Source organism: Mongoliimonas terrestris, from assembly GCF_001927285.1.
GTDB lineage: Bacteria > Pseudomonadota > Alphaproteobacteria > Rhizobiales > Pleomorphomonadaceae > Chthonobacter > Chthonobacter terrestris.
Genome location: NZ_MSIG01000004.1, coordinates 125,595 through 146,914 on the forward strand (window position 1 = coordinate 125,595; position 21,320 = coordinate 146,914).

Sequence of the window (21,320 nt, forward strand, 5' to 3'; positions counted from 1 at the left end):
AAATCCTATAGTGCCAACATATACGTCAATGCTGTCGATCCAGGTGCGTGGTTGGCGCGTAGACCTCGGGTATTGACACCTGAGGGAGGCCAGTTCCCATGCCGGAGACCTACAGACATTCCATGCCGAGCAATGCGCAGCAGGCGCGCCAGGACGGCATCGCGCGCCAGTTCGAAACGGTGAACGCCGTCTCGCACACGATCAGCAGTCTCGCCGAGGATTATCGACGCCTGGCACGCCGCCTGGCCACGATGAAGATCACCGACGTCTAGGCCGGACCCGGGCCCTGCGGCCCGGCCAGTGCGCGATCGCGGGACGGGACGGCGAAGCCGGTCCCCATCGCGGACTTGACTGGTTCTGGCGATGCGCGCCGCCGCCCCGGTGTCCGGACGGGTCCCACGCACGGGGCCTCCGGACGCCGGCGGCGGCCGCTCCGCCTTCGAGCGGCCAAGGGCGCGTCGTGCGGCTCTGCTCAGGCGGCGGTCAGCTTGGCGAGCACGTCGTCGGACACCTCGAAGTTGGAGTAGACGTTCTGCACGTCGTCGTCGTCCTCCAGGGTGTCGATCAGCTTCATCAGCGACTGCGCCTTCTCCTCGTCGAGGGAGGTGCCGGTCTTCGGCCGCCAGACGCTCTTGACGCTTTCGGCTTGGCCGAGGGCGGATTCCAGCGCCTTCGACACCTCGCCGAGGCTTTCGAAGGCGCAGAGGATGACGTGGCCCTCCTCGCCGGATTCCACGTCGTCGGCGCCGGCCTCGATGGCCGCCTCCAGCACCGCGTCGGCGCTGCCGACCTCCGGCTTGTAGGTGATCTGGCCGACCCGGTCGAACATGAAGGCGACCGACCCGGTCTCGCCGAGGGCGCCGCCCGACTTGGTGAAGTAGGAGCGGACCGCGGAGGCGGTGCGGTTGCGGTTGTCCGTGAGGGCCTCCACGATGACGGCGACGCCGCCGGGGCCGTAGCCCTCGTAGCGGACCTCGTCGTAGTTGTCCGTGTCGGCGCCGGCCGCCTTCTTGATGGCGCGCTCCACGTTGTCCTTCGGCATGTTGTCGGCGCGCGCATTCTGGATGGCGAGGCGCAGGCGCGCGTTCATGGCCGGATCGGCGCCGCCCAGCTTGGCCGCGACGGTGATCTCTCGGGCGAGCTTGGAGAAGATCTTCGACCGCCGGGCGTCCTGGGCGCCCTTGCGGTGCATGATGTTCTTGAACTGACTGTGTCCGGCCATCGGAGCCTCGGCATGATGTTGAGCCGCGAGGGCGAACGGGCGTCGGCCCCCGTCGGCCCGCGGCAAGGTCGAGGGCCGGTCCGGCCCAGCGTGGAATGGCGGACTTATAGGCGCTGGACCTTCGGAAATAAAGAGACGGCGAAGGGGGGCTTGTGGCCGTCAGTGTTTGCATTGCCCTGGCACCCGCCCGAACCCTCATCCCGGCGAAAGCCGCGATCCAGCCGACGGTGGATGTCATTTGTTCCAATACGCCCACGGACAAGGACGGTTGGATCCCGGTTTTCGCCGGGATGACGGGATCTCCTAGAGCAATGTCCGACCAAGTTGAAAGACTTGGTCGATGAGACAATGCTCCAGGATATTGAATCTGGAGCGATTTCTTATCGACCTGATGATTCCGTCAGGTCGGAAAGCGCTCTAGTCGGAGACCCGAGGCAACGCCCTACCAGAAATCCGGCCGGGTCTCGCTGAGGCGCCCGCCGAGGCGCAGGGGCGCGATCTTTTCGGCGAGGCCGGTGCGGTCGGAGACCTCCACGCAGACGCCAGAGAGGGTGGGCTCGCCCATGGCGGGCTGGAAGCGGCCGCCGGGGATCTTGCGCAGGAACCGGCTGACCGGCTCCTCCTTCTCCATGCCGAGCACGCTGTCGTAGTCGCCGGTCATGCCGGCGTCGGACATGTAGGCGGTGCCGCCGGAGAGGATCTGGTGGTCGGCGGTCGGCACGTGGGTGTGGGTGCCGACGACGAGGCTCGCCCGCCCGTCGAGGAAGTGGCCCATGGCCTGCTTCTCGGAGGTCGCCTCCGCGTGCACATCCACAAGCACCGCGTCGGCCTGCTCGCCGAGCGGGCAGGCGGCGAGTTCGCGCTCGATCGCCTGGAAGGGATCGTCGAGGGCGTCCATGAAGACGCGGCCCATGACGTTGGCGACGAGCACGCGCGCGCCGTTGCGGGCGACGAAGAGGTTGGCGCCGCGCCCCGGCGTGCCGGCGGGGAAGTTGGCGGGGCGCAGGAGGCGGTCGACCCGCTCGATGTAGACGAGGGTCTCGCGCTGGTCCCAGATGTGGTTGCCGGTGGTGACCGCGTCGGCGCCGGCGTCGAGGATGGTCTGGCAGATCTCCTCGGTGATGCCGAAGCCGCCGGCGGAATTCTCCCCGTTCACCACCACGAAATCCAGGCGGTAGTCGGCGACGAGGCCCGGCAGCTTGTCCGCGATGGCGGTCCGGCCGGACCGGCCCACCACGTCCCCGACGAAAAGCATGCGCATGGGACGGTGGGCTCCTTGGTCGAACGGGTCCGGCTCAGCGGCCGGCGGGGCGGATGATCTCGCGCTCGGTGAGCACCAGGTGAAGCGGCACGTCGTGCGCCTCCATGGGCACCGCCTCCGCTTCCTGCACCGAGAAGCCCACGCCGATCAAGCGCGGATCGCGCCCCTCGGCGCGAAGCCGCGCGATCGTGATGTCGTAGAAGGCCTTGCCGTACCCGATCCGGCCGCCGGCGCGGTCGAACACGGAGAGCGGCACCAGCATGACGTCCGGCACCACCTCCGGGGCCTCCGGCGGCGGGCCGTAGGTGCCGAAGCCGAGGGGGACGAGGTCCACGTCGGGCAGCCAGCGGCGGAAGACGAGGTCGGGCTTGCGCATGATCGGCAGGCCGACCGGGTGGCCGGCGGCGTGGAGCGCTTCGATCAGCGGGCGAAGATCCACCTCCGAGCGGATCGGCAGGAAGGCCGACACGGCGGTGCCGGGGGCAAGGTCGAGCGCCGCGATCCGATCCGCGATCGCGCGCGATCCGGCTTCGCGCGCGGCGGGTGTCAGCGCGTCGCGGCGGGCGAGGCTCTCGGCCCGGAGCGCCGCCTTGCGGACGGCGAGAGCCTCGGCGGTGGGATCAGCAGACGGGGAGGGGCTGGCGGGCTGGTCGGCCAAGGGCGGGTCTCCGCGGGATCGGTCGGCGGGCGCGAGGCCGCTGGGGCCGGCGGGCGGCACGATGGGACTGCCGATGCGCTGTGTCGCGCCTGACCGGCGCGACCGGCGGGCGGATGTAGCGAGTGTGACGTCCCGCGGCGACCGTTGGAAGTTCGATCCCGGGAACCTACAGCGTAGGTGGGAGCCGTTTGTCCGAGCCCACGAGCCCGGTCAGGTACAGCCCCCTTTGGGAATCGTAAGGCCCCGGGGATATTAGAGTTCCTGACGCGAAGCGCAGCAACGTCACGGAGTGAATATAGGGGGTCGGAGGGGGGAGTGGAAGAGGGGGGATGAGGAGTGGATCGAGGTGGGTAGGAAAGCGCGGGTGGTCCGCCTTCGCGGATCATGGCGATGAAGGAGGGTCGTAAGCGCTTCTCGATGGTGGCAATGGTGCGTTCGGTTCGGCGTCATTCCGGCGAAAGCCGGGATCCAGCCGACGCGGATGCAGGGTGTGACGTTGAGGAGGGGGACGGGACGGTTGGGCCCCGGCCTTCGCCGGGGTGACGATCGGGATTACATGGACAGGATACGACCGAGCGACCTCTGCTCTCCAGCACGCTTGGCGTTCGAAGCGCCAAGGTCTCCAGGAGTTGGCGCCGGATCGGGCCGGATCTTGCGCGTTCCGTACCGCCTTTTGCCTCAGCCCTCTCGCGTCCCCGCACCGCCCCTTCCCTTCAGACCTCCCGCCTCCCCCTCCGCTCCTTCGCCTCACCCCTCCCGCTTGCCCCCTGCCAGCGCCTCGGCGAGCGATTCGATGCGGGTGGCGGTGGTGAGGAGGGCGTCGGCGAGGCGGGATTCCAGGAGGGCGTGGGCTTCGGCCATGCGGTCGCTCTCGGCGCGGGCCTCGGCGAGGTCGGCGGTGAGGGCGTCGAGGCGGCGTTCGGTCTCCACCATGCGGTCGAGCACCGTGATGGCGCTCATCACGGTGAGCCGCTGGTCGCCGATTTCGCCGAACACGCCGCGCAGCTGGTCGATGGTCTGGTCGAGCCGGCTCGCGAGGCCGAGGAGGTGCTCCTCCTGGCCGTCGTCGCAGGCCATGCGGTAGGTCTTGCCGGCGATGGTGACGGTCACCTGGGCCATGGATCACCCGCCGTGCGCGTCGAGGACCGCGCGGATGGATTCCATCGCGGCGACGAGGCGGCGCGACACCTCGCGGTTGGCGTCTTCCAGGCGGCCGGAGCGCGCCATGGCGCCGTCGAGGTCCATCGCGAGGCGCGAGCGGTCCTCGCCGAGGCGAGCCAGTTCGTCCTCCAGCGTGGCGATGGTGCGGTCGGCGCCCTGACGCCGCCCGACAGCGGCTTCCAGACGGTCGACCGCCCGGTCGAGAGTCGCAAGGGCCGCGTCCAGCGACACCGTATCGGCCATGCCATGCCTCCGTCGACCGTCGGACGACGACGGTCCTCGTCTGTTTGACCACGATTCTCGCCGCGTTGCCACCGGCGCACTCGCGCAAGGGTCGAACCGGACGTCAGAAACATATGATAAGTCACCCTTTTTGGTGGCGCCAGCCGGGAAGAGGCGCGAAGGCGCGGCGTTGACAGGTTGTTACCGCCTGCTATTGATCCGGCCGAACAAGGCTCTGGTCCGTGTTTTCCGCCGCTCCGCGCCTTCGCCGGCGGCGCGGAAGGCCGCCCGCGCGAGGGGAAAGCCCCCGCCGCGGGTGGGTTCTTCCGAAGGACGCGGATGACGGCGGTCCGCCACTGACCGCTTAGCGCGAGATAGGATCCAGCATGACCGATCTGTCCTCCATTCCGGCCATGGCCAACGCCATCCGGGCCCTTTCCATGGACGCGGTGGAGAAGGCCAAGTCGGGCCATCCGGGCATGCCGATGGGCTGCGCGGACATCGCCGCCGTGCTGTTCGGAGAGGCCATCAAGTATGACGCCGCCGCCCCCTACTGGCCGGACCGGGACCGCTTCATCCTCTCGGCCGGCCACGGCTCCATGCTGCTCTACTCGGTGCTGCACCTGATCGGCGTCGCCGACATGAGCCTCGACGAGATCCGCAATTTCCGCCAGCTCGGCTCCAGGACGGCCGGCCATCCGGAGTTCGGCTACGCCGCCGGCATCGAGACCACCACCGGGCCGCTCGGCCAGGGGCTCGCCATGTCGGTCGGCTTCGCCCTCGGCGAGCGGCTGATGAACGCCCGCTTCGGCGACGACCTCGTCGACCACCGCACCTATGTGATCGCCGGCGACGGCTGCCTGATGGAGGGCATCAGCCACGAGGCCATCTCGCTCGCCGGCCACCTGAAGCTGAACAAGCTGGTGGTGATCTGGGACGACAACGGCATCTCCATCGACGGCCCGGTGTCGCTGTCGGAGACCGGCGACATCCTGAAGCGCTTCGAAGCGGCCGGCTGGGCGACTTCGCGCATCGACGGCCACAACCCGAGCGAGATCGCGGCGGCGCTGGCGGCGGCCAAGACCTCCGACAAGCCGGTGCTGATCGCGGCGAAGACCGTGATCGGCAAGGGCGCGCCGAACAAGGCCGGCAGCCACGCGGTGCATGGCGCGCCGCTCGGCGGCGACGAGATCGCGGCCGCCCGGCAGGCGCTCGGCTGGACCGCGGCGCCGTTCGAGGTGCCGGCGGAGATCCTGGCCGACTGGCGCGCGGCGGGCCGGCGTTCGGCCGACGCGCGGGCGGCCTGGGAGGCCCGGCTCGCGGCGGCGGCCCCGGCGGTGCGGGCCGAGTTCGAGCGGCGCATCAAGGGCGGCCTGCCGGCGGACTTCGCCGCGGCGGTTGCGGCCTACAAGGCCGAGCTCGTCGCCACCAAGCCGAAGGTCGCCACGCGCAAGTCGTCCGAGATGGCGCTGGAGGTGATCAACAAGGCGGTACCGGAGATGATCGGCGGCTCGGCCGACCTCACCGGCTCCAACCTCACCAAGACCAAGGGCCAGCCGCCGGTGATGCCGGGCGACTACAGCGGCAGCTACATCCACTACGGCATCCGCGAGTTCGGCATGGCGGCGGCCATGAACGGGCTGGCGCTCCACGGCGGGCTGATCCCCTACGGCGGCACCTTCCTGGTCTTCTCCGACTACGCCCGCCCGGCGATCCGTCTCGGCTCGCTGATGCACCAGCGGGTGATCCACGTGCTCACCCACGATTCGATCGGCCTCGGCGAGGACGGCCCGACCCACCAGCCGGTGGAGCATCTGGCGGCGCTTAGGGCCATCCCGAACCTCATCGTGTTCCGCCCGGCCGACGCGGTGGAGACCCTGGAGGCCTGGGAGGTGGCGGTGACCGAGCGGGCCCGGCCGTCGGTGCTCGCCCTCTCGCGGCAGAACCTGCCGGCGCTCCGCACGACCGAGACGGCGGAGAACCTCGTCGCCAAGGGCGCCTACGAGATCGCGCCGGCGGCTGGCGAGGCGGTGGTGTCGCTCTTTGCCACCGGCTCGGAGGTGTCGCTCGCGGTCGCCGCCAAGGCGATCCTGGAGGCCGCCGGCCATCCGACGCGCGTGGTCTCGGTGCCGAGCTTCGAGCTCTTCGCCGCCCAGCCGGAGGGCTATCGGGCCGCGGTGATCGGCACGGCCAAGGTGAAGGTCGCCGTGGAGGCCGCCATCCGCCAGGGCTGGGACGCGGTCATCGGCTCGGACGGGATCTTCGTCGGCATGTCGGGCTTCGGCCTCTCCGGCCCGGCGGAGAAGGTCTACGCCCACTTCGGCATCACCGTTGAGGCGGTGGCCGACAAGGCGCAGGCCGCGCTTGCAAAGGCGTGAGGGATAGCCGGTTCCGGGGCGGTTGCCGACGCGACTATTGTCGCGCCGCACAACGCCCCGGCGCCGGTGTAGCGTTAGGCAATTTCGCCACGGGGTGTGGACTGCAAACCGGCACGGGGATAAACCCTGGCCATCCACGCCCTCGGCCCCCCATCCCGCGCCCGAGGCGCGGACCCGCCGCCGCCCGCAACAAGCCGGGCGCGAAGTCTTGGATCAAGGAGTGACGCGCATGGCTGTCAAGGTCGCCATCAACGGGTTCGGTCGCATCGGGCGCAACGTGCTGCGCGCCATCATCGAGTCGGGTCGCACCGACATCGAGGTGGTGGCCATCAACGACCTCGGCCCCGTCGAGACCAACGCCCACCTGATGCGCTACGACAGCGTCCACGGCAAGTTCCCCGGCACCGTGACCGTGTCGGGCGACACCATCGACGTGGGCCGCGGCCCGATCAAGGTGACGGCGGTCCGTAATCCGGCGGAGCTGCCGCACAAGGACCTCGGGGTGGAGATCGCCCTCGAATGCACCGGCATCTTCACCTCGCGCGAGAAGGCCGCCGCCCACCTGACGGCCGGCGCCAAGCGGGTGATCGTGTCGGCCCCGGCCGACGGCGCCGACCTGACGGTCGTCTACGGCGTCAACCACGACAAGCTCACCAGCGAGCACGTGGTGATCTCCAACGCCTCGTGCACCACCAACTGCCTCGCGCCGGTCGCCAAGGTCCTCAACGATGCGGTCGGCATCGAGAAGGGCTTCATGACCACCATCCACAGCTACACCGGCGACCAGCCGACGCTCGACACCATGCACAAGGACCTCTACCGCGCCCGCGCGGCGGCCATGTCCATGATCCCGACGTCGACGGGCGCCGCCAAGGCCGTCGGCCTGGTGCTGCCGGAGCTGAAGGGCAAGCTGGACGGCGTCGCCATCCGCGTGCCGACCCCGAACGTGTCGGTGGTGGACCTCGTCTTCACCGCCAAGCGGGCGACCAGCGTGGAAGAGATCAACGCGGCCATCAAGGCGGCGGCGGACGGCCCGCTGAAGGGCGTGCTCGGCTACACCACCGAGCCCAACGTCTCGATCGACTTCAACCACGACCCGCACTCGTCCACCTTCCACATGGACCAGACCAAGGTGATGGACGGCGTGCTCGTGCGCATCCTCTCCTGGTACGACAACGAATGGGGCTTCTCCAACCGCATGGCGGACACCGCCGTGGCGCTCGGCAAGACCCTCTGAAACGACGACGAGCCCTGCCGCGAGGCGGGGCTTTTCGCTTGTGGTGGGCGGTAGGGCGCGGGCGACGGGTGTCGGCGGCTGAACGTCCGGCGTTGGCGGTTCTCCCCCTCTCCCCAACCCTCCCCCTCCAGGGGGGAGGGGGTGCGGGGGTGGTTCGGGGATTGTCCTGGTACCGGTTCGGCTCAACGGCTCGCCCTCAATCTCGACGCGCCCCCTCTCCCCTTGAGGGAGAGGGTTGGGGTGAGGGGTGAACCACGGCCCCAGGTGATTGGCCCTTGCTCAACGGCCCCGGGCCACCGCCCTCGGTAAGCGCGTCTCCCCGACCACAGCCCACCCGCATGACGATCCCGCTCTGACACTTGTTCCCGGAGGCTCTCCCCCCATGTCCGCCTTCAAGACCCTCGACGACGGCGATTTCGCCGGCAAGCGCGTGCTCGTTCGCGTGGACCTCAACGTGCCGATGGAAAACGGCGTCGTCACCGACACGACCCGCATCGACCGCATCGTGCCGACCATCCGCGACCTCTCCGACAGGGGCGCCAAGGTGATCCTGCTCGCCCACTTCGGCCGGCCGAAGGGCGAGCGCAAGGCGGAGGACAGCCTGAAGCCGGTGGTGGCGCCGCTCGCCCACGCGGTGGGCCGGCCGGTCGCCTTCGCGGACGACTGCGTGGGCGAGACCGCCGCCGCCGCCGTCGCCATGCTGGCGGACGGCGAGATCCTGCTCCTGGAGAATACCCGCTACCACAAGGGCGAGGAGAAGAACGACGCGGGCCTCGTCGCCGAGATGGCCAAGCTCGGCGACGCCTATGTGAACGACGCCTTCTCGGCGGCCCACCGGGCGCACGCCTCCACCGAGGGCCTCGCCCACGCGCTGCCGGCCTATGCGGGCCGCACCATGGAGGCGGAGCTGACCGCGCTGCAGAAGGCCCTCGGCACGCCGAAGCGGCCGGTGCTGGCGGTGGTCGGCGGCGCCAAGGTGTCGACCAAGATCGACCTTCTGGAGAACCTCGTCGCCAAGGTGGACATCCTCGTCATCGGCGGCGGCATGGCCAACACCTTCCTCGCCGCGCAAGGGGTGAACGTCGGCAAGTCGCTCTGCGAGCACGACCTCGCCGAGACGGCGCGGCGCATCCTCGACAAGGCCAAGGCGGACGGCAAGGAGATCGTGCTGCCGGTGGACGCGGTGATCGCCCGCGAGTTCAAGGCGAACGCCGCCAACGAGACGGTGCCGGTGGACCAGGTGCCGGCGGACGCCATGATCCTCGACGCCGGCCCGGCCTCCGTCGCCGTGGTGGCGGAGAAGATCGACGCCGCCGCGACGCTGCTCTGGAACGGCCCGCTCGGCGCCTTCGAGATCGCCCCCTTCGACGCGGCGACGGTCGCGGCGGCCCGCCACGCGGCGGCCCGCACGAAGGCCGGGAAGCTGCTCTCGGTGGCAGGCGGCGGCGACACGGTCGCGGCCCTCAACCACGCGGGCGCGGCGGACGACTTCACCTACGTGTCGACGGCGGGTGGTGCTTTCCTGGAGTGGCTGGAGGGCAAGGACCTGCCGGGCGTGAAGGCGCTGATGGAGGGGTGAGGGGAAGGGGGGTGGGGTGGTTGGCGGGGTGGCTTGCACGCGGGGCCAACCCCCTGCCACGCCGTCATCCCGGCGAAAGCCGGGATCCAGCCGACCGGGTAATCGCACGGACGGTGCGGATGGGGCCGCCGACGGTTGGGCCCCGGCTTTCGCCGGGGTGACGATCTGGCCCCGACGGTGGCGGCGGGGTGGAGAGGGTTCGCTCGCCGCCCGTCATTGGCCCTCGCCCGCCACGCTCGTCATGGTCCGGTTCTGCCGGACCATCTACGCGTTTGCGACGTTAGGGAATGCGTGGATGGTCCGCCTTCGCGGACCATGACGATGGGGGTGGGGTGGGTGAAGGGTGGAGGGCGCTTATGCGCCGTTCGCCCACCGCGCTCGTCATGGTCCCGTTCGGCCGGACCATCCACGCATTGTCGACGGCACGAAATGCGTGGCGGGTCCGCCCGCGCGGACCATGACGATGGGGAGCGTCGGGATGCGGCCCTAGCGCCTCCCCTGACGAACGGTCCCCCAACCCCTCAGCCAGGGTCGTCTCCGAGGACGCGGCGGACCTTGCCGCCGTGGCGGGTGCGGAGGTCGTCGCGGAGGCGGCGGAGGGGTGGGGCGTAGAGGAAGCCGAAGGAGACGCAGCCTTCGCGGCCTTCCACGGCATGGTGCAGGCGGTGGGCCTGGACGAGGCGCTTCAGGTAGGGGTTCTTCGGCTGGTGGCGGAACGGCCAGCGCTGGTGCACCAGGCCGTCGTGGACGAAGAAGTAGAGAAGGCCGTAGACGGTGATGCCAACGGCGACCCAGAAGAGGGGCGGCCACCAGGCCGAGCCGACGGCGAAGAGGGCCACAGGGACGAGGGCGAAGATCACCGCGTAGAGGTCGTTCTTCTCGAACGCCCCGTCGTGCGGCTCGTGGTGGGAGCGGTGCCAGCCCCAACCCCAGCCGTGCATGATGTAGCGGTGCGAGGCCCAGGCCACCGCCTCCATCACCACCACGGTGGCGACCACGATCAACAGCGCAACGACAACCGACACGGGTTCAAGGTCCTTTCGTTCGAGCCGGTGATCGGCCGGCGGAGCGCCGTCGATCGACCCGGAAGGGAGGGATCGGCCGGCGCGGGTCGGTGGATCCGCGCGCCGGGCCTGGATCGGCCCGTGCGCCGCAGGACAACGGACGATCCCGAGCCGGGGAAGGCTCATGCGGCGCCGGTGATCGGCCTGCGCCGAACCGGATCCGGACGTCGTCGCATCGACCTCCGGGCGCACCCCCGTGCTTCACCCGGCGCGGGCTTCGCCGACCCGTTCGCGGCGGGCCTCGATGGCTTCGCCGAACACCCAGCGGACCAGGTGGCCGAGGCGGCCGGCGCCGCGGGGCTGGTCCTTCAGGGCGCCGATCGCCTTGGATACATGGTGCGCGAGGCGGCGGCGTCCACCGTCGACGCCGACGAGGGCGATCATGGTGGCCTTGTCCCGGTCCTGGTCCACGTCCTTGCCGAGGAGGCTCGCGTCGCCGGTGTTGTCCAGGATGTCGTCGAGGATCTGGAAGGCCTGGCCGAGTTCGCGGGCGAACTCGCGCAAGCGCCGGCGGCAGCTGTCGTCGGAACAGCTGATCACGCAGACGCTGTCGATGGCCGCGGTGAAGAGCGAGCCGGTCTTGCGGTCGTTGGCGATGGCGACATCGGCGGGCGTCCGGTCGCGGCCGCTGCGAAGGTCCGCGTACTGGCCGCCGACGAGGCCGTTGACGCCGACGGTGTCGGACAGGATGGCGACGAGGCGCGCGCGCTGGTCGCCGGTGACCCGCGGCACCGCCGTCATGGTGCCGAAAGCCTGGGCGAGCAGGCCGATGGAGGCCAGGATGGCGATGTCCTCGCCGAAGCGCACGTGCACCGCCGGCTGGCCGCGCCGGAGGGCGGCGTCGTCCATGGACGGCAGGTCGTCCAGAATGAGCGAGGCGGTGTGGACCATCTCCAGGGCGCAGCCGGCATCGAGCACGGCCGCCTCGTCGGCGCCGAGATCGCGGGCGGCGAGCAGCGCCATCATGGGACGGAGCCGCTTGCCCGGCGACAGGAGCGCGGTCCGCATGGCCTCGCGCACCAGGTCGCCGGTGCCGACCGGGCCGATCAGCCGGGCGAGCCGGGCGTCGATCATCCGGCGGAAGGCGCGGGTCTCCAGGTCGAACCCGTCGGCGGCGGCGGCCGGGGCGTCTTCCGGTTGCGGGACGAAAGCGGACGCGGGCTCGCTGATCATCGGGACTGTCACCTTCATGGCGGCGGCGCCGACCGCGACATGGCCCGGCGGCGCCCTATGTGAACCCTGGCGGCGCGGCGGCGTTGTCACCAGTGCGAAGCCGAACCTTGAGTTCGAGAAGGAACGCGGGGAGTTGATGATGGTTGCGTCCGGACTGCCCGACCAGCGCCTTCCCGACAGGCCAGCCGAGGCGGGCCGCACCGGCCCGCTGGAAGCCCGCAAGGACGACCACCTGGACATCGTGCTCGGCGGTCTCGCCGCCCCGCGCGGCGTGGAGACCGGGTTCGACGCGATCCGCTTCGCCCACGCGGCGGCGCCGGAGCTTCACCTCGACGCGGTGGATCTTTCGCGTGATTTCCTCGGCCGGCGGCTCCGCGCGCCGCTGCTCATCAGCTCCATGACGGGCGGGCCGCTGCGCGCCGCGGCCATCAACCGCCATTTGGCGGAAGCCGCCCAGCATCTGGGCATCGCCCTCGCGGTCGGGTCGCAGCGGGTGGCCCTGGAGAGCGAGGCGGCCACCGGCCTCACCCGGGCGCTGCGGCGGCTGGCGCCGGACGTGCCGCTGCTGGCCAATCTCGGCGCCGCGCAACTCGTCGGCGGCTATGGCCCGGACGAGGCGCGGCGGGCCGTGGACATGATCGAGGCGGACGCGCTCATCATCCATTTCAACCCGCTGCAGGAGGCGCTGCAGCCGGAGGGCGACCGGGACTGGCGCGGGGTGCTCCATGCCGTCGCGGCACTCGCCCGGGCGCTTCCGGTGCCGCTGGTCGCCAAGGAGGTGGGCGGCGGCATCTCGGGGGCGCTCGCCCGCCGGCTGGTGGACGCGGGCGTCCCGGTGATCGACGTGGCCGGGGCCGGGGGCACCAGCTGGGCCGCCGTGGAGGCGGAGCGGGCCGTGTCGCCGGCGGACCGGGCGGTCGCGCTCGCCTTCGCCGGGTGGGGCATTCCGACCGCCCGCGCCATCGCGGACGTGCGGGCCGCCTGCCCGACGGCAGTGGTGATCGGCTCCGGCGGGGTGCGCGACGGGGTGGACGCCGCCAAGGCGATCCGGCTCGGCGCCGACCTGGTGGGGCAGGCCGCGGGGGTGCTGCGCGAGGCGACCGTCTCCACCGAGGCGGTGATCGACCACATGACGGTGATGATCCGCCAGCTGGCGGTCGCGTGCTTCTGCACCGGTTCGGCGGACCTCGCCGCGCTCGCCAAGGCGCCGCTGCTGGAGCCGGGACCGGCCGCCGGGAGCGCTTCGGGGCAAACGGGCGATGCCCGGTGAAACCGGCGGCGCCCCTTCGGCATTACCGAAGCCCGGCACCGCCGATCGGCGGTCTGGTCGAGCGGCCGCCGACCGGCGGCTTGGTCGAGCGGCCGCCGACCGGCGGCTGGGCCGAACCACCGGTGTTGCCGCATGACGGACGACCGCGCCCATGTTCCTGCCCGCTGCCGTGAAACGTCTGCTGCCGGCCCGCCGCAAGCGCTCGCCGCCGCCGCTCTCCGCGGCTGGCTACGGGGCAGTCGCCGCCGTGCTCGTCGGCGGGCTCTTCCTGCTGCTCGTCGCCTATGGCCGGCCGTTGCTGCCGGAGACGGGCTTCGCCCTCTTCGGACCCTCGGCCGGGTCGTCCGGATCGAGCGCGCTGTTCGACTGGTACACGACGCTGCACGTGATCTACGGCATGGGCCTTCGCGTGCTCCTCTGGCGCACGTCCGCCCACTGGCCGAAGCCGTGGCTGGTGATCGTCGCCCTGGCGGCCGCGGTTCTCTGGGAGGCGGTGGAGAACATGCCGGCGATCGCCGCCGCCTTCACCCTCGACCAGGCGGCCGGCGATTATGGCGGCGACACCCTCCTCAACGCGTTCGGGGATGTGACCGCCGCGCTGGCGGGTTACGGCCTGGCGGCCCGGCTGCCCTTCGGCGCCACGCTGGCGGCGGCGGCGGTCGTCGAAGGGGTGATGATGGCGATCGGCTTCGACGGGCTCATCGGCGCCACCTGGAAGGTGCTCGCCGGCGCGGCCTGAAACGGTGCGCGGAACGCAGCGTCGTATAGGCGATACTACGTAAGAGATCATGCTAGGGTGCGGTCGGATCCGGCGGGAGGGACGACATGGCGGCGGCGGTGGACGGAGGCGAGTCGGACTTCAGGATGCTGGCCGACGGCGCTCCGGTGATGATCTGGCGCTCCGACCTCGACATGGGATGCGACTATTTCAACGCGCCCTGGCTCGCCTTCACGGGCCGGCCGCTGGACCTGGAACTGGGGTTCGGCTGGGCGGAGGGCGTGCATCCGGACGACCACGCGCGCTGCGTGGAGATCTACACGCGGGCGTTCCAGGCCCGCGAGTCGTTCTCGATGGACTATCGCCTCCGCCGCCACGACGGAGAATACCGCTGGCTGAGGGACAACGGGCGGCCGTTCGACCGGAACGGGGCGTTCGCGGGCTATTTCGGATCGTGCATCGACATCACCGACATGATCGTCGCTCTGTCGGAGACGGAGCGGCTGGCGACCGAGAAGGCCGCGCTCACCCGCGAGCTCCATCACCGGGTGCGCAACAACCTGCAGATGATCACCAGCCTGCTCGTGATGCAGGCGGACGCGGCCGCCGATCCGGTCGCCCGCACGGCGCTGCGCGACGCCGCCCAGCGGGTGCAGGCCATGGCGCTGATCCAGGCCATGCTGCACGAGGGCGACAGCTTCGCCGCCGTGAACCTCTCCGCCTACCTGCGGGCGCTGGTGGAGGCGGCGGGCGCGCTGCAGCCGGGCGGCGCGTCGTTCGACTATACGGACGCCTCGGTCGGCGGGCCGGTGCGCCTGACCCTCGACCGCAGCCTGTCGATCGGGCTCGCCCTCAACGAGGCGCTGATGAATTCCGCCCGGCACGCCTTCCCGGACGGCCGCAAGGGGCGCGTCAGCGTGCGTCTGGAAGCGGAGGCGGACGGCACGCTGGCGATCCGGGTGACGGACGACGGCGTGGGGCTGCCGACGCCCGATCTCCTGCACCGGCCGCGGACGCTTGGCCTGCGCCTCCTCACCCGGCTCATCCGCCAGAGCGGCGGCAACGTGGAGGCGCTGCCCTCCGACGTGGGCGCGGCGCTGCGCTTCCGCATGCAGACGTGACAACCGGCTGATGAAGGTCGGCCTCCTCCGACCTTCATCAGCCGGTTATGGGCGGCAGCCCGAAACGCCAACGGGCGGCCCGAGGGGCCGCCCGCCGTTCGCTTGAACCGATCCGGTGTCAGAACAGGTTGTAGCGCAGGCCGACGCGCACTTCGTGCGCCTCGATGTCGTTGTATTCCAGCGGCGCCGTGAACGTCGGGATGGTGTCGCTCTTGGCGTCGCCGAGGTTCATGTAGCGGTAGTTGATGTCGAGGAGCAGGTTCTCGGTCATCTTGAACGAGGTGCCGGCCATCAGGGCCCAGGCGAAGTTCCAGGTGCCGTCGCCGTCGTATTCGGCGGTCGGCGCGCTGACGGTGCGCACGTTGGATGTGGTCAGGTAGCTGGCGCCGATGCCCGCGCCGACGTAGGGCGTGAAGCCGTACCAGGTTCCGATGTCCACGTAGGCGTTGATGAGGCCGCTCCAGGCGTCGATGTCCGCCGCCTCCTCGCTGAAGCCGGCGCCGCCGCCGACGCACGGGGCGCGGCAGTTCAGGTTGCCCTCGAAGGTGGACTTGAACTCGTAGTCGAGCGTGGCATCCATGCGCAGGTGGTTGTTGAACTGGTAGCCGACGCCGGCGCCGATGACCGCCGTGTCGTCCAGGGACTCGCCCCAGAAGGGCTCGTAGCCGGTCTCGTCGAAGTCGGCGTTCGGGTCCGAGTAGGCCTTGTAGCCGATGTCGCCGCGCAGGTACCAGCCGCCGGCCGACGGCAGGGGCAGGGGCTCGGGCGTTTCGATGATGGGGTATTCCGGCATGTCGGCGGCCAGCACCGGCGACATCAGACCGGCCAGGGCCAACACGGACCCGGATGCAACGAAGACGAGAAATTTCATCGGATCGGTCCCTTCGCGACGCGCACCGGCCCCGGGGGGCCGCTCGTGAATTCATTCGTGATTCACCATGATCGAAGAGGGTTAATGGCTGCTTAACCACATTCCTTAACCACGCCGGTTATGGTTGCCGATCGGTGAATGGACGTCGGAACACGAAAAAGCCCGCCGGTTGGCGGGCTTGGCGACGTGCAGGATGCACCGAAGGCGGACGGGCGGCAGGCCGGATCCTGCCGCCGGCGCGGCGGCGCATGGGAGCCGCTTGAAGGTCGGACCGGCCGGCGCCCGGTCGGGCTCGGTATCAGGCGGCGGCCGAGGAGATGGCCTCGATAATGTCGTCGACCACGGCCGAGACGAGGCTCTCGTTGTCGCCCTCGCCCATCACCCGGATCAGGGGCTCGGTGCCGGAGGGGCGCACGACGACCCGGCCGCCGGAGCCGAGGCGATCGGTGCCGGACGCGATGGCGAGGCGGACGGTGTCGCGTTCGAGCGGCTTGCCGCCGGCATGGCGGACGTTGCGCAGGATCTGCGGCACCGGGTCGAAGCGGTGGCAGATGTCGCTCATGGGGCGCTCGGAGCGCTTGACGACGGCCAGCACCTGGAGGGCCGCCACCAGGCCGTCGCCGGTGGTGGTGTAGTCGGACAGAACGATGTGGCCGGACTGCTCGCCGCCCACGTTGTAGCCGCTCGCCCGCATGGCCTCCACCACGTAGCGGTCGCCCACCTTGGTGCGGACGAGGTCGAGGCCCTCGGCGGCGAGATAGCGTTCCAGCCCGAGGTTGGACATGATGGTGGCGACGATGCCGGGCTTGGCGAGCCGGCCGTCCTCCTTGAAGGAATGGGCCACCACGGCCATCAGCTGGTCGCCGTCGACGATCTGGCCCTTCTCGTCGATGAGAATCACCCGGTCGGCGTCGCCGTCGAGGGCGATGCCGATGTCGGCGCGCACCTCGTGCACCTTGGCGACCACCGCGTCGAGGCTGGTGGAGCCGCATTCCTTGTTGATGTTGAAGCCGTTCGGCTCCACCCCGAGGGTGACCACGTCGGCGCCGAGTTCCCACAGCACCTCCGGGGCGACCCGGTAGGCGGCGCCGTTGGCGCAGTCGACCACCACGCGCAGGCCGTCGAGCGACAGGTGGCGCGGCAGGGTGCGCTTGGCGAACTCCACATAGCGGGCGCGGTCGCCGTCCACGCGCTTGGTGCGGCCGAGGTCCTGCGGGCCGGCGAGCCGCCCGGAGAGGTCGCCGTCGATCAGCGCCTCGATCTCCGTCTCCACGTCGTCGGAAAGCTTGTAGCCGTCCGGCCCGAACAGCTTGATGCCGTTGTCCGCGAAGGCGTTGTGGGAGGCCGAGATCATCACCCCGAGGTCGGCGCGGAGCGACCGGGTCAGCATGGCGACCGCCGGGGTCGGAACCGGGCCGGTGAGGAAGACGTCCACGCCGACGGCGGTGAAGCCGGCGGTCAGCGCCGGCTCGATCATGTAGCCGGAAAGACGCGTGTCCTTGCCGATCACCACCCGGTGGCGGTGCTTGCCCCGCTTGAACGCAAGGCCGGCCGCCATGCCCACCTTGAGGGCGATGTCGGGCGTGATGGGGAAGCGGTTGGCGGTGCCGCGGATGCCATCGGTGCCGAAATAGGTGCGGGACATGGGAAAAGCCGTACTCGTGAGAACAATCGGGCGGAAGGGCCGAGCCTGTGCCTGCCCTCTCTTAATGCAAACCGTCCGCAAAATTGGTTCACAAATTATGAGCATCCGTAACGGTCAGCCGCAAGGCCCGGCCGTTCGGCGGGTGCAGGGAGGGGGCGTGCCGTTGGGGTGGCGCCCTCGACGTCATCCCGGCGGAAGGCCGGGATCCAGCCGACGGCGTTGCGAGCCTCGCCCGTGAGGATGGACGACCGTCGGTTGGGCCCCGGCGTTCGCCGGGGTGACGATCTTGGCTGGGCGAGCGGGACGACGACGAGCGGGAGCGCGTTCCTCGGGCGGGGTCGATGGTGTGGCCCGCAGCGCCATCCCCGTCATGGTCCGCGCAGGCGGACCAGCCACGCATCCGGTCGGGTGGCGAGGGAACGCCGGGAATGCGTGGGTGGTCCGCCTTCGCGGACCATGACGGTCGAGGATGGAGGATGCGGAAACGCAACGAGCACGGCGGACGCGGCGCGGTGTAGTCCGACCGTGGCGATCGCCCGCGAGGGCCCTACCGCTCCGTCAGCTTCAGCTCGATGCGGCGGTTGCGGGCGTTGACGGTGTCGTCGTCGCCGGGTTCCAGGGGCTGGAATTCGCCGAAGCCGGCGGCGACGAGGTGTTCCGGGGAGACGCCTTGCGAGACGAGGTACTTGACCACCGAGATGGCGCGGGCGGCGGAGAGCTCCCAGTTGTCGCGGAAGCGGCCGGTGCCGGAGAGGGGGCGGGCGTCGGTGTGGCCGTCGACGCGGAGCACCCAGGCGATCTCGTCCGGGATCTGGCCCTCAAGCTCCACGAGGGCGGCCGCCAGCTTGTCGAGTTCGCCCTGGCCGTCCACGTTCACGTCGGACTGCCCGGAGTTGAACAGCACCTCCGACTGGAACACGAAGCGGTCGCCGACGACGCGGATGTCGGAGCGCTGGGAGAGGATTTCGCGCAGGCGCCCGAAGAAGTCGGAGCGGTAGCGGGCGAGCTCCTGCACCCGCTGGGCGAGGGCGACGTTGAGGCGGCGGCCGAGGTCGGCGATCTTGGCGCTGCTCTCCCGGTCGCGGCTTTCGGAGGCGTTGAGGGCGTCCTCCAGGGCGGCGATCTGCCGACGGAGCGCGGAGATCTGCTGGTTGAGAAGCTCCACCTGGGCGAGCGCCCGCTGGCTCGACCGCTTCTCGTCCGACAGCTGGCCGGAGAGCACGGCGATCTGGCGGTCCGTCTGGTCTTCCGAGCCGGCGCTCTCCTCGATCGCGCCCTGCAACTCGCTGCGGGCGGCCTCGGCGGCGGTCAGGCTCGACTGCAGCAGCGAGATGTTGTCCTGCAGGTCGCGGTTGTTCGCCCGCTCCAGGGCGAGCAGTTCGGTCAGCTCGGCGATCTGGGCGTTGAGGCGGGTCAGCACCGTGTCGCGGTCGGTGATCTGCTGGCTGAGGAAGAATTGCGCCAGCATGAACACGGAGAGAAGGAAGATGATGGAGAGCACGAGCGTCGACAGCATGTCGACGAAGGCCGGCCAATAGTCCTGCTGGGCGGTGAACCGGCGGCGGCTGAGGGCCATGGCATCAATCCCTGGTGCGTTCGACCGCACCGGTCAGGAGTTCCAGCAGGCGCCGGATCTCCTTCTGCTGTTCCGCCTGGGCGTCGGCCCAGGAGCGGACGAGCTGCTGCTCGGCCCGCATGTGCTGCACGAGGCCCTGGACGCCCTCTGCGAGGTTGGCGAGCGCGTGGCTCTGCAGCCGCCCGCCGCCGTCCTGCAGGGTGCGGGTCAGCCGCTCGATGGCAAGGCGCAGCTGGTCCGGCGCTCCGCCGGGGGTCCGCGAATCGGCGGAGTTGATGCCCTCCAGTTCGGCCTGGGTGGAGAGCCAGTCCTCAAGATCAAGATAGAAGCGGTTCTGCGCCTGCCCGGCCTGGAGGTCGAGGAAGCCGAGGATGAGCGAGCCGGCAAGGCCGAAGAGGGACGACGAGAAGGCGGTGCCCATGCCGGCGAGCGGCGCCTGCAGGCCGGCCTTCAGGTCCTCGAAGATGACACCGGCGGCGCCGGAGCCGACGTCGAGCGCCTGGATGGTGTTGCCGACCGACGAGACGGTGGAGATGAGGCCATAGAAGGTGCCGAGGAGGCCGAGGAAGACCAGGAGGCCGGTCATGTAGCGGGAGATCTCCCGCGCCTCGTCGAGCCGGTTGGCGATCGAATCGAGCATCGACCGCATGGCCGTGGTGGAGATCGACGTCTGCCCCAGCCGGTCGCCGAGGAGCGTCGCCATGGGGGCGAGGAGCACCGGCGCGCGCCGGACTTCCAGGCCCGGCTCGCCGTAGCGGTAGGAGTTGACCCAGCGCACCTCGGGGAAGAGGCGGATCACCTGCCGGAACGACAGGATGATGCCGATCACCCCGACGGCGAGGATCAGCCCGTTGAGCCCGGGGTTGGCCACGAAGGCGGTCTGCAGCTGGCGATAGAGCAGCATCAGCAGAAACGCGACGATGACCAGGAAGACGACCATCCGCAGCAAATAAACCAACGGGGAGGACAGCTTGGTCCCTTCGATGTCACTCGCCATGGCGTCTCGTGGTCCCGGTTCGGTGAGCCGCACTCTAACCGGCATTCAAGGCGAATGGAAAACGGTTTTGGATCTTGTCGACGGCCACGGAAGAATGACGGGGAAAGACGACGGTGATCCGTGCCGTTACGGCACAGGTGGCCGCGGAACCTTGCAAAGCACCCTTACCGTCGCCGGCCGGGCGCGGGGAAACGGGCGAGTCGCCACGGCGTTCACCGTCCCAAAGCCGGGCCGTCTGCAAGGGTCCCGCTCAGCCGCGGGCCTTGGCGAGGGTGGCGAGCAGTTGGCGGTGGATGTGCTCGTTGCCGGCCACGATGGTGCGGGTCTCGTGGATCTTCTCGCGGCCGTTGATGTCGGTCACGTAGCCGCCGGCCTCCTTGATCATCAGCCAGCCGGCGGAGACGTCCCAGGCGTTGAGGCCGTTCTCCCAGAAGCCGTCGTAGCGGCCGGCGGCCACCCAGGCGAGGTCGAGCGCGGCGGCGCCGATACGGCGGATGCCGGCGGAGTTGGCCATCACCTGGCGGAGCTCGTTGAGATAGGCCCCGTGGTCGCCGCGGCCGAGGTGCGGCACGCCGGTGCCGATGACGCAGTCGACCATGTCCTTGCGCGCCGCGACGCGCAGGCGCCGGTCGTTGAGGAAGGCGCCGCCGCCCTTTTCGGCAGTGAAGAGTTCGTCCGTCACCGGGTTGTAGATGACGCCCGCCACCGGCACGCCGCCGCGCTCCAGGGCGATGGAGATGGCGAACTGCGGGATGCCGTGGAGGAAGTTGGTGGTGCCGTCGAGCGGGTCCACCACCCAGGTGTTGTCCGTGTCGGTGCCCTCGTGGACGCCGGATTCCTCCATCAGGAGGCCGAAGGTGGGACGTGCCCGGCGGAGCTCCTCCAGGAGCACCTCCTCGGCCTTCTTGTCGGCGGCCGACACGAAGTCGCCCGGGCCCTTCATGGAGACCTGCAGGTTCTCCACCTCGCCGTAGTCGCGGGCGAGCCCGCGCCCGGCCTTGCGGGCGGCCGCCACCATGACGTTGAGGAGAGCGGAGCGGGCCATCGGGGGAGATCCTTGGTGAAGTCGGGGAACGCGGGCCGCCGGGCGGCCGAAACGGCCGGAGGCGGCGGGTCCGGGAGAAAAGATGCTGGGCTGTGGCATCCACCACAAACGACCGGCGAGTT

General features: G+C 70.3%; 19 protein-coding genes and 1 other RNA gene. 7 read left to right on the forward strand and 13 right to left on the reverse strand.

Going from position 1 to position 21,320, the window contains the following annotated elements; all coding sequences use genetic code 11:
- Positions 1–98 precede the first annotated feature (98 nt).
- Positions 99–272 (forward strand): hypothetical protein, encoded by a 174-nt coding sequence (locus BUQ68_RS23615; RefSeq protein ID WP_175577756.1) that lies wholly within the window; start codon positions 99–101, stop codon positions 270–272.
- 200 nt (positions 273–472) lie between these two features.
- Here BUQ68_RS23615 and BUQ68_RS07055 read toward each other — a convergent pair whose 3' ends face one another.
- The 6 genes from BUQ68_RS07055 to BUQ68_RS07080 all read right to left on the reverse strand — a co-directional run bounded on the left by BUQ68_RS07055 (position 473) and on the right by BUQ68_RS07080 (position 4,545).
- Complete coding sequence (locus tag BUQ68_RS07055) at positions 473–1,222, reverse strand: YebC/PmpR family DNA-binding transcriptional regulator (RefSeq protein ID WP_075215251.1); 750 nt, start codon at positions 1,220–1,222, stop codon at positions 473–475.
- A gap of 442 nt (positions 1,223–1,664) precedes the next feature.
- Complete coding sequence (locus BUQ68_RS07060) at positions 1,665–2,483, reverse strand: TIGR00282 family metallophosphoesterase (protein WP_075215252.1); 819 nt, start codon at positions 2,481–2,483, stop codon at positions 1,665–1,667.
- 34 nt (positions 2,484–2,517) lie between these two features.
- Entirely contained in the window at positions 2,518–3,141 is a 624-nt protein-coding gene (locus tag BUQ68_RS07065) for a 5-formyltetrahydrofolate cyclo-ligase (protein WP_075215253.1), read from the reverse strand.
- A 126-nt stretch (positions 3,142–3,267) separates the two neighbouring features.
- A non-coding RNA gene (gene ssrS / locus BUQ68_RS07070) (6S RNA) lies at positions 3,268–3,424 on the reverse strand.
- Between the two features lie 464 nt (positions 3,425–3,888).
- A complete protein-coding gene (locus BUQ68_RS07075) occupies positions 3,889–4,260 on the reverse strand; it encodes a cell division protein ZapA (protein WP_075215254.1) in 372 nt (123 codons plus the stop codon).
- 3 nt (positions 4,261–4,263) lie between these two features.
- Positions 4,264–4,545, reverse strand: a complete 282-nt coding sequence (locus BUQ68_RS07080) for a DUF4164 domain-containing protein (protein WP_075215255.1) — start codon at positions 4,543–4,545, stop codon at positions 4,264–4,266.
- Positions 4,546–4,910: 365 nt separating this feature from the next.
- On the opposite strand from BUQ68_RS07080, the gene tkt reads away from it, so the two are divergent.
- The 3 genes from tkt to BUQ68_RS07095 all read left to right on the forward strand — a co-directional run bounded on the left by tkt (position 4,911) and on the right by BUQ68_RS07095 (position 9,718).
- A complete protein-coding gene (gene tkt, locus BUQ68_RS07085) occupies positions 4,911–6,902 on the forward strand; it encodes a transketolase (protein ID WP_075215256.1) in 1,992 nt (663 codons plus the stop codon).
- 229 nt (positions 6,903–7,131) lie between these two features.
- On the forward strand, positions 7,132–8,139 hold the full coding sequence (gene gap, locus BUQ68_RS07090; protein ID WP_075215257.1) for a type I glyceraldehyde-3-phosphate dehydrogenase: 1,008 nt from the start codon (positions 7,132–7,134) through the stop codon (positions 8,137–8,139).
- 382 nt (positions 8,140–8,521) lie between these two features.
- Positions 8,522–9,718 (forward strand): phosphoglycerate kinase, encoded by a 1,197-nt coding sequence (locus BUQ68_RS07095; protein WP_075215258.1) that lies wholly within the window; start codon positions 8,522–8,524, stop codon positions 9,716–9,718.
- A gap of 521 nt (positions 9,719–10,239) precedes the next feature.
- Here BUQ68_RS07095 and BUQ68_RS07100 read toward each other — a convergent pair.
- Positions 10,240–10,743, reverse strand: coding sequence for a sterol desaturase family protein (locus BUQ68_RS07100; protein ID WP_075215478.1), 504 nt, complete (start codon positions 10,741–10,743; stop codon positions 10,240–10,242).
- 240 nt (positions 10,744–10,983) lie between these two features.
- Positions 10,984–11,955: a polyprenyl synthetase family protein gene (locus BUQ68_RS07105; protein WP_175577757.1), complete on the reverse strand. Its 972-nt coding sequence runs from the start codon at positions 11,953–11,955 to the stop codon at positions 10,984–10,986.
- A 139-nt stretch (positions 11,956–12,094) separates the two neighbouring features.
- On the opposite strand from BUQ68_RS07105, the gene fni reads away from it, so the two are divergent.
- The 3 genes from fni (at position 12,095) to BUQ68_RS07120 (ending at position 15,064) form a co-directional block, all read left to right on the forward strand.
- Positions 12,095–13,225: a type 2 isopentenyl-diphosphate Delta-isomerase gene (gene fni, locus BUQ68_RS07110; protein WP_083656401.1), complete on the forward strand. Its 1,131-nt coding sequence runs from the start codon at positions 12,095–12,097 to the stop codon at positions 13,223–13,225.
- Between the two features lie 151 nt (positions 13,226–13,376).
- Complete coding sequence (locus BUQ68_RS07115) at positions 13,377–13,964, forward strand: DUF2585 family protein (protein WP_075215259.1); 588 nt, start codon at positions 13,377–13,379, stop codon at positions 13,962–13,964.
- An 86-nt stretch (positions 13,965–14,050) separates the two neighbouring features.
- Positions 14,051–15,064 carry a sensor histidine kinase gene (locus BUQ68_RS07120; protein WP_075215260.1) on the forward strand — a complete coding sequence of 338 codons (1,014 nt, stop codon included), beginning with the start codon at positions 14,051–14,053 and terminating at the stop codon, positions 15,062–15,064.
- Between the two features lie 118 nt (positions 15,065–15,182).
- On the opposite strand, the gene BUQ68_RS07125 is transcribed toward BUQ68_RS07120, so the two are convergent.
- The 5 genes from BUQ68_RS07125 to BUQ68_RS07145 form a co-directional block, all read right to left on the reverse strand.
- Positions 15,183–15,935 carry an outer membrane protein gene (locus BUQ68_RS07125; protein WP_075215261.1) on the reverse strand — a complete coding sequence of 251 codons (753 nt, stop codon included), beginning with the start codon at positions 15,933–15,935 and terminating at the stop codon, positions 15,183–15,185.
- Between the two features lie 298 nt (positions 15,936–16,233).
- On the reverse strand, positions 16,234–17,580 hold the full coding sequence (gene glmM, locus BUQ68_RS07130; RefSeq protein WP_075215262.1) for a phosphoglucosamine mutase: 1,347 nt from the start codon (positions 17,578–17,580) through the stop codon (positions 16,234–16,236).
- Between the two features lie 547 nt (positions 17,581–18,127).
- Positions 18,128–19,156 carry a peptidoglycan -binding protein gene (locus tag BUQ68_RS07135; protein WP_075215263.1) on the reverse strand — a complete coding sequence of 343 codons (1,029 nt, stop codon included), beginning with the start codon at positions 19,154–19,156 and terminating at the stop codon, positions 18,128–18,130.
- A 4-nt stretch (positions 19,157–19,160) separates the two neighbouring features.
- Positions 19,161–20,153 (reverse strand): flagellar motor protein MotA, encoded by a 993-nt coding sequence (locus BUQ68_RS07140; RefSeq protein WP_175577758.1) that lies wholly within the window; start codon positions 20,151–20,153, stop codon positions 19,161–19,163.
- A 250-nt stretch (positions 20,154–20,403) separates the two neighbouring features.
- A complete protein-coding gene (locus tag BUQ68_RS07145) occupies positions 20,404–21,198 on the reverse strand; it encodes an inositol monophosphatase family protein (RefSeq protein ID WP_075215265.1) in 795 nt (264 codons plus the stop codon).
- Positions 21,199–21,320 lie beyond the last annotated feature (122 nt).

Bases quoted from the DNA above. Each gene is read 5' to 3' on its own strand.
- BUQ68_RS23615 (WP_175577756.1), top strand. From the start codon at position 99: ATGCCGGAGACCTACAGACATTCCATGCCGAGCAATGCGCAGCAGGCG.
- BUQ68_RS07055 (WP_075215251.1), bottom strand. From the start codon at position 1,222: ATGGCCGGACACAGTCAGTTCAAGAACATCATGCACCGCAAGGGCGCC.
- BUQ68_RS07060 (WP_075215252.1), bottom strand. From the start codon at position 2,483: ATGCGCATGCTTTTCGTCGGGGACGTGGTGGGCCGGTCCGGCCGGACC.
- BUQ68_RS07075 (WP_075215254.1), bottom strand. From the start codon at position 4,260: ATGGCCCAGGTGACCGTCACCATCGCCGGCAAGACCTACCGCATGGCC.
- BUQ68_RS07080 (WP_075215255.1), bottom strand. From the start codon at position 4,545: ATGGCCGATACGGTGTCGCTGGACGCGGCCCTTGCGACTCTCGACCGG.
- tkt (WP_075215256.1), top strand. From the start codon at position 4,911: ATGACCGATCTGTCCTCCATTCCGGCCATGGCCAACGCCATCCGGGCC.
- gap (WP_075215257.1), top strand. From the start codon at position 7,132: ATGGCTGTCAAGGTCGCCATCAACGGGTTCGGTCGCATCGGGCGCAAC.
- BUQ68_RS07095 (WP_075215258.1), top strand. From the start codon at position 8,522: ATGTCCGCCTTCAAGACCCTCGACGACGGCGATTTCGCCGGCAAGCGC.
- BUQ68_RS07105 (WP_175577757.1), bottom strand. From the start codon at position 11,955: ATGATCAGCGAGCCCGCGTCCGCTTTCGTCCCGCAACCGGAAGACGCC.
- fni (WP_083656401.1), top strand. From the start codon at position 12,095: ATGGTTGCGTCCGGACTGCCCGACCAGCGCCTTCCCGACAGGCCAGCC.
- BUQ68_RS07115 (WP_075215259.1), top strand. From the start codon at position 13,377: ATGTTCCTGCCCGCTGCCGTGAAACGTCTGCTGCCGGCCCGCCGCAAG.
- BUQ68_RS07120 (WP_075215260.1), top strand. From the start codon at position 14,051: ATGGCGGCGGCGGTGGACGGAGGCGAGTCGGACTTCAGGATGCTGGCC.
- BUQ68_RS07125 (WP_075215261.1), bottom strand. From the start codon at position 15,935: ATGAAATTTCTCGTCTTCGTTGCATCCGGGTCCGTGTTGGCCCTGGCC.
- glmM (WP_075215262.1), bottom strand. From the start codon at position 17,580: ATGTCCCGCACCTATTTCGGCACCGATGGCATCCGCGGCACCGCCAAC.
- BUQ68_RS07135 (WP_075215263.1), bottom strand. From the start codon at position 19,156: ATGGCCCTCAGCCGCCGCCGGTTCACCGCCCAGCAGGACTATTGGCCG.
- BUQ68_RS07140 (WP_175577758.1), bottom strand. From the start codon at position 20,153: ATGGCGAGTGACATCGAAGGGACCAAGCTGTCCTCCCCGTTGGTTTAT.
- BUQ68_RS07145 (WP_075215265.1), bottom strand. From the start codon at position 21,198: ATGGCCCGCTCCGCTCTCCTCAACGTCATGGTGGCGGCCGCCCGCAAG.